Annotated in this window: 10 protein-coding genes; 2 read left to right on the top strand and 8 right to left on the bottom strand. The window is 44.7% G+C overall.

Annotated features, from left to right (window positions below; translation table 11 throughout):
* Positions 1 to 80: 80 nt before the first annotated feature.
* Both guaA and guaB read right to left on the bottom strand, forming a co-directional pair.
* Positions 81 to 1658 (bottom strand): glutamine-hydrolyzing GMP synthase, encoded by a 1578-nt coding sequence (gene guaA / locus KL866_RS17540; protein WP_214996240.1) that lies wholly within the window; start codon positions 1656 to 1658, stop codon positions 81 to 83.
* 70 nt (positions 1659 to 1728) lie between these two features.
* Positions 1729 to 3198 carry an IMP dehydrogenase gene (guaB, locus tag KL866_RS17545; protein WP_025255901.1) on the bottom strand — a complete coding sequence of 490 codons (1470 nt, stop codon included), beginning with the start codon at positions 3196 to 3198 and terminating at the stop codon, positions 1729 to 1731.
* 100 nt (positions 3199 to 3298) lie between these two features.
* Here guaB and xseA point away from each other — a divergent pair, with 100 nt between their 5' ends.
* Both xseA and KL866_RS17555 read left to right on the top strand, forming a co-directional pair.
* On the top strand, positions 3299 to 4651 hold the full coding sequence (gene xseA, locus KL866_RS17550; RefSeq protein ID WP_025255902.1) for an exodeoxyribonuclease VII large subunit: 1353 nt from the start codon (positions 3299 to 3301) through the stop codon (positions 4649 to 4651).
* A gap of 114 nt (positions 4652 to 4765) precedes the next feature.
* Positions 4766 to 5830: a hypothetical protein gene (locus KL866_RS17555; protein WP_251140143.1), complete on the top strand. Its 1065-nt coding sequence runs from the start codon at positions 4766 to 4768 to the stop codon at positions 5828 to 5830.
* On the opposite strand, the gene KL866_RS17560 is transcribed toward KL866_RS17555, so the two are convergent.
* The 6 genes from KL866_RS17560 to ispG all read right to left on the bottom strand — a co-directional run bounded on the left by KL866_RS17560 (position 5827) and on the right by ispG (position 12536).
* The gene (locus KL866_RS17560) at positions 5827 to 6006 is read right to left on the bottom strand and encodes a hypothetical protein (RefSeq protein WP_025255904.1); all 180 of its coding nucleotides are present in this window, start codon (positions 6004 to 6006) and stop codon (positions 5827 to 5829) included. The genes KL866_RS17555 and KL866_RS17560 overlap by 4 nt on opposite strands.
* Before the next feature lie 361 nt (positions 6007 to 6367).
* On the bottom strand, positions 6368 to 7813 hold the full coding sequence (gene der, locus KL866_RS17565) for a ribosome biogenesis GTPase Der (protein WP_025255905.1): 1446 nt from the start codon (positions 7811 to 7813) through the stop codon (positions 6368 to 6370).
* Between the two features lie 299 nt (positions 7814 to 8112).
* Positions 8113 to 9372 carry an outer membrane protein assembly factor BamB gene (gene bamB / locus KL866_RS17570; protein ID WP_025255906.1) on the bottom strand — a complete coding sequence of 420 codons (1260 nt, stop codon included), beginning with the start codon at positions 9370 to 9372 and terminating at the stop codon, positions 8113 to 8115.
* A gap of 46 nt (positions 9373 to 9418) precedes the next feature.
* Positions 9419 to 10039 carry a tetratricopeptide repeat protein gene (locus KL866_RS17575; RefSeq protein ID WP_025255907.1) on the bottom strand — a complete coding sequence of 207 codons (621 nt, stop codon included), beginning with the start codon at positions 10037 to 10039 and terminating at the stop codon, positions 9419 to 9421.
* 12 nt (positions 10040 to 10051) lie between these two features.
* Positions 10052 to 11335 carry a histidine--tRNA ligase gene (gene hisS / locus KL866_RS17580; RefSeq protein WP_025255908.1) on the bottom strand — a complete coding sequence of 428 codons (1284 nt, stop codon included), beginning with the start codon at positions 11333 to 11335 and terminating at the stop codon, positions 10052 to 10054.
* Between the two features lie 82 nt (positions 11336 to 11417).
* Positions 11418 to 12536: a flavodoxin-dependent (E)-4-hydroxy-3-methylbut-2-enyl-diphosphate synthase gene (gene ispG, locus KL866_RS17585; protein ID WP_025255909.1), complete on the bottom strand. Its 1119-nt coding sequence runs from the start codon at positions 12534 to 12536 to the stop codon at positions 11418 to 11420.

Consider the following 12536-nt stretch of genomic DNA (forward strand, 5'->3'; position numbering starts at 1 on the left):
ATTGACACTAATATAAAAAATGCCAGTAAACAACGCTGAATGGCACTATATTAGATTTTGTAAAGTATACGATTTAGATACTATTCCCACTCAATCGTAGCAGGTGGCTTACCAGAAATGTCGTAAACTACACGGCTAATGCCGTCGACCTCGTTAATAATACGGTTTGATACTTTACCTAAGAAGTCGTATGGCAAATGAGCCCAGTGAGCCGTCATGAAGTCGATAGTCTCTACCGCGCGAAGGCTTACTACCCAATCGTATTTACGCGCATCACCCATTACGCCTACAGAGCGCACTGGAAGGAATACGGTAAACGCTTGGCTTACTTTTTGATACAAATCTGCTGCGTATAGCTCTTCAATAAAGATAGCGTCAGCACGACGTAGAAGGTCGCAATATTCTTTCTTTATTTCACCAAGTACGCGAACGCCAAGGCCCGGGCCAGGGAATGGATGACGGTAAAGCATGTCATAAGGTAAGCCTAGCTCGAGGCCTATCTTGCGTACTTCATCTTTAAATAGCTCACGCAGTGGCTCAACAAGACCCAGCTCCATATCTTCAGGAAGACCGCCTACATTGTGGTGCGACTTAATTACGTGCGCCTTACCGGTTGCTGAACCCGCTGACTCAATCACGTCTGGGTAGATAGTACCTTGTGCTAACCATTTTGCGTTCTCAAGCTTGCTCGCTTCTTCGTCGAATACACGAACGAACTCATTTCCGATAGCTTTACGCTTAAGCTCTGGGTCTTCAATGCCTTTTAAGCGGTCTAGAAAACGCTCTTCGGCATCGACACGGATAATATTTAAACCAAAGTGGTCACCAAACATTTCCATAACCTGATCCGCTTCATTAAGGCGCAGTAATCCGTTATCTACAAATACGCAGGTAAGGTTTTTACCAATAGCACGGTGAAGCAACATAGCCGTTACTGAAGAGTCTACGCCGCCCGATAAACCTAATATGACGCGCTCATCACCTACTTTTTCTTTAATACGCTCAATAGCATCGTCAATAATTGCGCCAGCTGTCCATAGCTTTTCACACTTACAAATATCCATTACAAAGTTAGTAAGTAACCGCATACCTTGGCGTGTGTGGGTCACTTCTGGGTGAAACTGCACCCCGTAAAATTGCTTTTCTTCGTTATACATCGCCGCGTGCGGGCATGAAGCCGTTTGCGCAATGGTTTCAAACCCTTCAGGAATAGCTGCTACTTTATCGCCGTGGCTCATCCACACGTCAAGAAGCGCCGCACCATTATCGCCAATTGCATCTTCAATTTTATCTAGCAGAGGGCTTGGTTTAATCACTTCTACTTGTGCATAACCAAATTCACGCTTATCTGAGCCCAGTACGCCACCGCCTAACTGGTGCGCCATAGTTTGCATGCCATAGCACACGCCTAACACAGGCACGCCGGCTTCAAACACATACTCTGGTGCTCGCGGTGAGCCTTTTTCGGTTACTGACTCTGGTCCGCCAGATAAGATAATCCCTTGAGGATTAAATTCGCGGATTTGTTCTTCGGTCACATCCCAAGCCCAAAGCTCGCAGTAAACGCCGATTTCGCGAACACGACGTGCTATTAACTGCGTGTATTGCGAGCCAAAATCCAAAATAAGTATGCGTTGGTCGTGGATATTTGTGGTCATGTTTTATTTTTACCCGTTAAATAAAAGAACAAAGGCTGGTGTAGTACCAGCCTCGCAGTCGTCGGTCGCCTTAACCTAAGCGGTAGTTTGGCGCTTCTTTAGTAATGCTTACATCGTGTACGTGGCTCTCGCCCATTCCAGCTGAGGTCACGCGCACAAATTGCGCTTTGGTATTCATCTGTTCGATGGTAGCGCAGCCTGTTAAGCCCATAGCTGAACGCAAGCCGCCCATTTGCTGATGGATTATATTTGCAATAGGCCCTTTATACGCTACGCGACCTTCAATGCCTTCCGGTACTAATTTCTCTGCGTTGTCTGAGTCTTGGAAATAACGGTCTGACGAACCATGGCTTTGATCCATAGCGCCTAGCGAACCCATTCCGCGATATGATTTGTAATAACGGCCTTGGAATAATTCGACTTCACCCGGTGCTTCTTCAGTACCCGCCAGCATGCTGCCAACCATTACACAGCTTGCACCCGCAGCTAATGCTTTTGCAATGTCACCAGAAAAACGAATTCCGCCGTCGGCGATAACAGGAATGTCTGTATCTTTCAGTGCTTCTACTGCGTCAGATACCGCAGTAATTTGAGGTACACCACAACCGGTTACAATACGAGTAGTACAAATAGAACCAGGGCCGATACCCACTTTAACTGCATCTACGCCTGCGTCGGCCAATGCTTTTGCACCATCACCCGTTGCCACGTTACCCGCAATAATTTGTACATCAGGATAGTCAGCACGTACTTTCTTAACGCGGTCGATTACACCTTGTGAATGACCATGCGATGTATCGATAAGCAATACGTCAACACCTGCGTCAACCAATAATGCGATGCGCTCATCCGTACCGGCGCCAACACTAACCGCAGCACCAACACGAAGACGCCCTAATTCGTCCTTACATGCATTCGGCTTATTTTCTGCTTTTTGGAAATCTTTAACGGTGATTAGGCCTGTCAGCTTAAAGGCGTCATCAACAACAAGAATTTTTTCAATGCGGTGTTCGTGCATAAGATCTAGCACAACATCAGAACTTGCACCTTCTTTAACGGTAACCAGATCATCCTTACCGGTCATCACGTTGCTAATAGGAAGGTTTAAGCGTTTTTCAAAGCGAAGATCACGGCCTGTCACAATACCAATAAGGTTGTTCTCTTTATCAGTTACCGGAAAGCCTGAGTAGCCTAGACGCTTTGAAAGTGTAATTACGTCACCTATAGTTGCATCTTTGTCTACCGTCACTGGATCAGATACCACACCACTTTCGTATTTCTTAACTTCACGTACGTGTTTGGCTTGCTCTTCAGGCTTCATATTTTTGTGAATGAAACCAATACCACCCTCTTGAGCTAGCGCTATCGCTAGACGGGCTTCAGAAACCGTGTCCATGGCAGCAGACACCATTGGGATATTTAACGTTACACCGCGTGTAAGACGGGTTTGTAAGTTAGCAGTATGAGGGAGGACGGTCGAGTGGCCGGGAACCAGCAACACATCGTCGAACGTCAGGGCTTCTTGGATGATACGTAGCATGCAACAACACCTATTCAGTTGAGGGTTAATTGCGGCGCAATTGTAGTGTTTTTTGTTTTTCAGGTAAACTCTAAATGTATTAAACCCTGTGATTTTTTTTATGTTTACAAATTCGCCATCTACCTCACGACAAATTTTAACAGTTACCAAGCTAAATCGTTTAGCCAGAACCGTATTGGAGGGCGAGGTCGGCCTCGTTTGGCTATCGGCCGAAATATCCAACTTTGTGGCAGCGGCGTCAGGGCATTGGTATTTCACGCTGAAAGACAATAAAGCGCAAGTACGCGCAGCCATGTTTAAAGGCTCAAATCGCAACGTTCGCATTCGCCCTAAAGAAGGCGATAAGATTCTAGTGCGAGCCTCTGTAGGGCTTTATGAAGCGCGCGGCGACTATCAACTGGTTGTTGAGCATATGGAAAGCGATGGTGAAGGTGCACTTAAGCAAGCGTTCGAAGCTTTAAAGTTTAAACTAAACAATGAAGGTTTGTTCGATGCAACTAACAAGCGTCCTCTACCTGAACGTATTAATCGTATTGGCGTTATAACTTCATCAAGCGGCGCAGCACTTCACGATGTCTTAAGTGTACTAAAGCGCAGAAGCCCGCAGACTGAAATTATATTATATCCATCTATGGTACAGGGTGAAACCGCGGCTCTACAGCTAATTAGTGCGTTAAGAACTGCCAACAGACGTGCAGAAGTTGATTTACTCTTACTAACGCGAGGTGGTGGTTCACTAGAAGATTTGTGGTGTTTTAATGATGAACGCTTAGCCAGAGAAGTTGCTGCTAGTGCCCTGCCTATTGTCAGTGCCGTAGGACACGAAGTAGATTTTACCATTAGTGACTTTGTTGCCGATGTACGCGCCCCTACCCCCTCCGCGGCTGCAGAAATCTTAAGCCAGGACTCTACAGCCCTTTACCAAACGTTGAACCAGCAAAAGCAACGTTTAGCAAGAGCAATACATCAGTACCTTCAAGCTAGTCAGCAGCAGTTGGTATTAAAAAAGCAACGTTTAGGTGCATTGCATCCACAAAACCGTATACAGTCTCAGTGGCAAACATTAGACAGGCTGCAACTTCGGTTAACCCATAAAATGCAAAACGACGTGGCAAAAGCAGAAAAACACCTGCATGCACTAGAGTACAGATTAAACCAACAATCACCATCGGCAAATGTTGCTCGCGCGAAAGACAAACTGAATTACGCGAACACTAAGCTAATTTCTAGTATGCATGCGCTAATTAAGGATAAGAAAACTGAACTTGGCAGTAAAGTAAGCCTCTTACAATCAGTAAGCCCTCTTTCAACACTCGCCCGTGGTTATAGTATTACGTTTACCGATAAAACAGCCATAAATAGCTTGGATAAAGTAAATGTTGGAGATGAAATAAAGTCTCGAGTGACTGATGGGGAGATAACCAGTACAGTGACAAATATTCAGCGGCAATAGGTAGCTTTTAATTTTATGCCCGTTCATGTAATAAACAATTCGTTTTACAATTTGCACCTGCGGGCTCGCGAATGTTTCAGCGACGCATTTATCAATGTAGCAAAGCGAACAACTTTGCTATTTCTTTCCTTTTTTACCTTAACAAACTTATCTGGCCAAGCTTGGGCGTCTTCTGTAAATCAAGGTGTTTCAGTTTTCTCGACCTACCCTAGCCAAAATCTAGTGAAATCCTGCCATTTACAACAGGAACTCACTTTTACAGAGTCAGTGCATGCAGATAAAGCCAGCCTTTGTCTAGAAGATGCTATTTCTCCAGAGAGCTTTATTGAAGAACTTAGCAAGTCTGGCGAATTTAGCAATCTTCTACCCTATGGCGAGGGCAACGATTACGAGTTGCTCATCGCTAATGTTGGTGTCGCGCCCGGTGAACATGAAGGAGATGCTAAGCAGTTCGCTGAATTCACGCTGCAATGGCGAGGAATTGAAATTGATTCTAAGGCGTTCGACAGTAAAGTAATAAAAAATGATAGCAGTAGCCAAGACAGTCATTATGCAAAAAGTGAAGCACACTTATTAGTTTATCGTTGGCTTGAACATGTTAAACAAGCAAGATTGTTCACCAGTCAGTTCTTATTTCAAGCACTTGAAGCGAGTAATTATGACGTCGCACTAGAGGTACCTGACACAATTGGTGAATTCACAAAATTGGATACCCAGCTTTTTTCAGACCCTTTTAGCGGCGCAATCACTCGCTACACCCATCCAGATTTTGAGGATGCATTAGTCGATGTTACTGTCTATCCATTTTTATCTCAGTTGGCTTTAGAAGAGAGTGTGTTATTGCCGAAGCAATTGGAAAATGACTTACAAAAGGCTTCAGCAACTGCCGAGCTACAGCAGTTAACCTTATCTCAAGTTAATCCTGCATCACATTATACGGTAAATAGCGTCGTATCTGGATGGAGACTGGGGCTGAGTGCGACCTCAGAAGTATCGCCCACGATCTTCGCGACGACCTATGTATTTAAGCAACAAGATAAAATCGTAAAAGTGTCTACCACCTTTCCATCTGACTTTTCAGACACCATTGTCAATCAATTGATTGTACAGATTAAAGTGCCGCAAGAGTCTGAAATGATGAAAAAAGTTCGCTTGTTACTTTTGGAAAGTCAGCGCTAGGCTTTTTTCACTCTACGTCGCTTGCCCAGCAATAACTTCAACTTTGACTTTTCTTCTTTGCCACTGTTGAGAATATGGATTTTTTGCTGCTCCTGTGGTTTATACCTATCAAACCAGTTGTACATTTGATTTTTTTGCAATGGTATAGCGATGTTTCGCAATTTTTCTACTGACAAAGTGTCTCCAAAACGCTGTTAGTTTTTAGCTAATCTGAATACGCTTGCAAAAAAGGCTCCACAACTTACTGATGAAATGCCCCCATAGTTCTTCAAAGGTGAGCGACTAGAGACAAGGAGAAACTCGAAGAGGGTGAAAAGAGCACAAGGGAAAAAATACAATTTACTTGTAGATATTGCCCAGTAAATTCGACTAAAAAGCAGATACTTAATCGAACAAAAAGGCATGTCGGAGCAGCATAAAATTAGTTCAGCACTTAATTCATACTTCAACTAATACGGCTTTGGTTTCACTTAGAAATTAGAAAGAGATATAGCGCTACTTCAACTAAAATAGAAGCAGCGCCCATTTCTTTTAGCTTTATTTTTTATCTTTATAAAAAGACATCATTCGGCGACGCTTACGCTGTTGCGCCAATGTCAGATTAGCCTTTTTACCTTCAAACGGGTTGTTACCTTCTCTAAATTCAATCTTGATCGGTGTGCCCATTATTTCTAGTGCTTTTCTAAAATAATTCATCAAGAAACGTTTATAAGAGTTCGGTAAGTCATCTACCTGGTTACCATGAATAACGATAACTGGCGGGTTGTAACCGCCCGCATGAGCATACTTCATTTTGACACGACGACCTCGAACCAGCGGAGGCTGATGGTCATCCTGCGCCATTTCCATAATTTGAGTTAGCAGTGCAGTGTTAATTCGCTTAGTCGCACTCATGTACGCTTCTTGCACTGACTCAAACAGATTGCCTACACCAGAGCCATGTAGCGCTGAAATAAAATGAATGCGGGCAAAGTCAATAAAGCCAAGACGACGGTCCATCTCGCGCTTAATGTCATCTTTGACGTCCGTACTTAGCCCATCCCACTTGTTCACAGCAACTACTAATGAACGTCCGGAGTTAAGTACAAAACCTAATAAGCTCAAGTCTTGATCGGTGATACCTTCTCTAGCATCAATAACGAGCAATACAACGTTTGCTTCTTCAATCGCTTGAAGGGTTTTTACAATTGAGAATTTCTCAACTGCTTCACTTATCTTCCTGCGCTTTCTCACGCCCGCAGTGTCAATAAGAACGTATTCTCGCTCGTCCCTTTCCATCGGAATATAAACGCTGTCGCGGGTTGTACCAGGCATATCGAATACAACGACACGCTCTTCACCCAAAATACGGTTTGTAAGCGTCGATTTACCTACGTTAGGCTTTCCTACGATAGCGAGCTTAATAGGCAACTCTTGCAAGCGTTGACGCTGGGTTTCAGCATCCTCTTCTTCCTCTGGCTCTTCGTCGACTATTTCCATATCAGGAAAGTCTAGTTCAAGGGGCTTTAAGGAGTCTTGCAGTAATTGGCTAATACCTCTTCCGTGGGCCGCTGCAATTTGCTTTATTTCACCCAAACCTAAAGAGTAAAATTCCGCGCTTTCGCTATCGCCATCAATACCATCGACTTTGTTTGCCACAACAAACACTTTTTTGTTTATGCGCCTGAGGTGATCAGCAATCCCTTGATCGGCTGGCAGCAAACCTGCTCGTGCGTCAACCAAGAATAAAACAACATCAGCTTCTTCAATCGCCAATAAAGACTGCTGCGCCATTTCAGCATCAATGCCTTCTTCATCGCCTGTAATACCGCCGGTATCAACAACAATGAACTGGCGTTTTTCAAACTTCGCTTGGCCGTATTTACGGTCGCGAGTTAACCCCGGGTAATCGGCAACAAGTGCATCACGGGTATTAGTAAGGCGATTAAACAAGGTTGATTTGCCAACATTAGGGCGGCCAACCAAAGCAACAACGGGTAACATTTATCAGATCCTAAGGGTCATGAAAGCGAAAAAAGCATAAGCCATACTCACCGTGTACTGTATAAGCAACGTTTGGAAAATTAACTCTCTAACGATTGGTGATTTGCATGAGGCTTTTGAGAATGGGCGCATTATACCTTGTTCACTACCTAATACCAATGTAGTTCAGTACGACCGACAAAGATCGTTTAGGGTGGCCATATTAGCGTGCACCAAAAGATAAAACAGTTTATAAAAAAGGCGCTTCAGGTAGAATCTCAAACGCCTTCTAAAAATTTTACTTGTTGAGCTAGATAGACCTAGTTCGGAGCCCGTACTGAAGCCACTACCCCATTTCTCGTTACCGTAACAATGCTACTGTCAACGTTAAGTGGTGCAGCAAAAATGGCGTCATCTTCGTCATCGCCGCCTACATCTAGACGAGCTACCACCTCACCGGTTTCTTGTTCAATCCAATGTAAGAAACCCCAGTTGTCACCCACAACGATATGCTCACCCACAGGGGTTGCTGCCGTTAGTGAACGCTGTTTAAGTAAGCCTTGAGACCACAGCTCTACACCGTTTCGTCTATCAAGGGCATAAACGTTAGAGTTATTGTCTACAACAAAGATTTTGTTTCCATCAATGTTCAGGTTTCTAAATGAGGCGTATTCACGCTTCCAAATAACGCGACCAGAACGAAGTTCTACGGCCGCCAATGTACCATTATACGAGACGGTGTAAATAGTGCCGCCAAACAAAACTGGTGTGGTATCGATATCAACAATACGTTCTAATTCTGTTGCGCCCGACGGAGTGGCGATAACGGTTTCCCATGCAAGTACGCCGGTTTCGATAAGGTTTACCTGAATTTTACCGGTAGGAGTACCCACAATTGAGCCGCCGTTAGACGCGATTGGCCCAGAGATACCGCGAAGTGTCAACGGAGGCGTATCGCCCTCGTGTCGCCACACCTGCTCACCGGTTCGCGTATTAAAACCAAACAAGCTTCCAGCACCTGTATTGACCACAAGAATGCCTTCATCAGCAGCTGGTGCAGCCAGAATTTCACCAGGTACAGTCGCTTCCCACACAAGCTCACCAGTTTCAGCGTCCATTGCCGCTACATATCCATTTTCAGTGCCAATGAATACGTGTCTGTCAGCTACTGCAATACCACCAATACGCGCCGTTTCACCGCTACGCCAAAGCTTAGTGACCGAGCTTAACATGCCTTCAGAACGAAATTGTGCGAAGTCTTTTTCCCACAATACTTTTCCCGTTTCAGGCTCCATCGCCACAACAACACCATGACGGTCTGCGGCGTATAGCTTGTTGTAGGCATAAACAGGACGAAGACGTGAGAAGTAATGGTCAACGCCATCACCAATATCACGGTCCCATACTAATTGAGGTGTAAACTTAGCCTCAATAGGCTTTAAACGACGAATTTCTAATTCTTCGTCATCTGCAAACCAATCTGAAATAGTTGTACAGCCAGACATTGTGATAGACACCGCGAGTGCCATACCTATCGTGCGAGCAAATCGACCTTTACGGCCACACGTGTTGTGAAACAAATTGCGTACCTCTTTATTATTTACACCAGCCCTATAGGGCCATCGCTTATTGAGCAGCAGAAACCGACAGGTTGTCTAGCTTCATTTGTAAAAGCGGATTGTTGGCATTTTTTTCTAACGCATTTGAATAAGCTAAACGAGCATCATCAAACTTACCTTGTTTTTGATACACATCGCCTTTTAGTTCAGAAACCTCTGCGGAAAATGCGTCGTTTGTTACATTGCTAAGCGTAGACAACGCCGCGTCCAGCTGGTTCATTTCAATTTGCACGCGAGATAAACGAAGTGAAGCAAGAACTTTTAATTCATCATTTTCAGCAAAGGTAACAACGCTATTTAAATGCGATGCTGCAGCGTCTAAGTCACCCGCATTTACCGCCTGTTTTGCCGCGAGTAGGCCCGCTATGCTGGCATAACCGCTATCTTTATTTTCTTCAATAAACGTACTAACTTTATCTTCGCTACCATCAGTACCAAAAGTTTCAACAGCACTTTGATACGCTACCGACGCTGCTTCTTTATTTTCAATTTGAGCTTCTGAATACGCTCGCCAGCCCCAAAGGCCACCTAGCCCGAGTGCAGCGCCTACAATAATTGCCGTGCCGTGCTCTTTCCAAAAACGCTTAATCGCTTCTACTTGTTGTTCTTCTGTTGCGAACTGTTCCATGATGTCCTCTATTTATTTTGCGCTCAGCATCTCGCTAATCTTATCAGATAAGGCGTCAAAGCTGACTGTAATTTGTTCTTGACCATCGCGTAGCGGCTTAACACCTACTTCGCGAGACTGCATTTCGTCATTGCCTAAAAGCAGCGCCAAACGTGCTCCGGTTTTATCTGCACGCTTTAGTTGTTTTTTAAAGTTGCCGCCGCCACAGTGCATCATTACGCGTGTGTCAGGAAGCGTATTGCGAAGGTGCTCAGCAACTTCAATAGCATAAGACTGAGCGTCATCGCCCATTGCAGTTACGTAAACGTCGGCAAAGCTTGTATCCTGACCTTCTTCAGTTAGCGTAGTGAGCAACAGTACCAAACGTTCAATACCCATAGCAAAACCTACCGCTGGTGCAGATTTACCGCCTAACTGCTCTACTAATCCATCATAACGGCCGCCCGCACAGACTGTGCCTTGTGCCCCTAAGCTATCTGTAACCCACTCAAATACAGTACGGTTGTAGTAGTCAAGACCACGAACTAAGCGAGGGTTTATTTCAAACTCAATACCTGCTTGCGTTAAACGCGCGCATAAAGTCTCAAAATGTATCTTAGATTCTTCATCAAGGTGATCGATTAGCGCAGGTGCATCGGTAATAGCTGCCTGGACGTCAGGATTCTTTGAATCGAGTACGCGAAGCGGGTTCGTTTCAAGTCGACGCAATGAATCTTCATCAAGTTGGTCTGCACGTTCTTTTAAGAATTCAACAAGCGTATCGCGATATGCCGCACGTGCTTCGTTAGAGCCTAGAGTATTAATTTGCAGTTTCACATGCTGATCAATACCAAACGCTTTCCAAAAACGCGCGCTAAGAAGAATGACCTCTAAATCGATATCAGGGCCATCCATACCGTAGGTTTCTACGCCAAACTGATGGAATTGACGATAGCGGCCTTTTTGCGGTCGTTCATGACGGAACATAGGCCCCATATACCAAAGACGTTGCTGTTGGTTATACAGCAAACCGTGTTCGTTACCTGCACGTACGCAACTTGCTGTGCCTTCAGGGCGCAGGGTCAAGCTGTCTCCGTTTCTATCTTCGAAGGTATACATCTCTTTTTCAACAATATCGGTTACTTCACCGATTGATCGTTTGAATAAGTCAGTGCTTTCAACGATGGGAGTACGTATTTCTTGGTAACCGTAACTCGCCACAACTTGGCGTAGTACAGATTCTACCTTCTGCCATGTACCGGAAATCTCCGGTAGGCAGTCATTCATGCCTCGAATTGCCTGAATAGTCTTAGCCACGTGAAATTCTCATACTGCTAAATAGTGAAAAGCCCCGCATTATAGGGGCTTTGGGAATAAACAACAATGAACAAAAATTCTCTTAGTCTTTCACTGATACCTGAATTTTATTTTGCTCACTCATGCGAGATGCTTTTGCGCGAATTTTCGCTTCCAACTTGTCGACCAGATCGTCATTAGCAAGGCGTTCTTTTACACGCTTGCCGTCTTCGTATAGACCACTCATATTTCGCGCGCCAGTAAGTCCTAAATCAGATACTTCAGCTTCACCAGGACCGTTAACCACACAACCGATAATAGACACATCCATTGGAGTCAGAATATCTTCCAATCGTTGCTCTAGGGCATTCACTGTGCCGATAACGTCAAATTCTTGCCTCGAACAGCTTGGGCATGCGATGAAATTAATACCACGAGAGCGAATACGAAGCGATTTTAGGATGTCGAAGCCAACTTTAATTTCTTCAACCGGATCGGCCGCTAATGATATGCGTACCGTGTCACCTATGCCTTCGGCTAAAAGCATACCAAGGCCTACGGCACTTTTTACTGCCCCAGCGCGCTGACCTCCGGCTTCAGTAATACCCAAATGCAAAGGCTGGTCAATTTTTTTCGCCAACAAGCGGTATGCGCCTACTGCAAGAAATACGTCAGACGCTTTCACACTCACTTTAAACTGGTCAAAATTGAGCTTATCTAGAATGTCGACATGACGCATCGCAGACTCTACAAGAGCTTCTGGCGTTGGTTCGCCGTACTTTTCTTGTAAATCTTTTTCCAGCGAGCCGCCATTAACACCAATGCGAATAGGAATGTTTTTATCTTTTGCACAATCTACCACAGAACGAACTCGTTCCATGTTACCGATATTACCAGGGTTTATGCGTAAGCAATCTACACCGTATTCGGCCACTTTAAGCGCAATGCGATAATCAAAATGAATATCCGCTACCAGCGGTACACTCACCTGCTTTTTAATTTCTTTAAATGCTTCTGCTGCTTCCATTGTAGGAACAGATACGCGAACAATTTCGCCACCCACAGCAACAATACGATTTATTTGATCGACAGTCGCAGCCACATCTGTAGTGCGCGTATTTGTCATAGACTGAACAGCAATGGGAGCACCATCACCAATGGGAACGTTACCTACATTAATACGCGTAGACTTTCTGCGCTTAATAGGGCTTTCTGCAAACAT

It is taken from the genome of Alteromonas sp. ALT199, assembly GCF_018619335.1.
GTDB lineage: Bacteria > Pseudomonadota > Gammaproteobacteria > Enterobacterales > Alteromonadaceae > Alteromonas.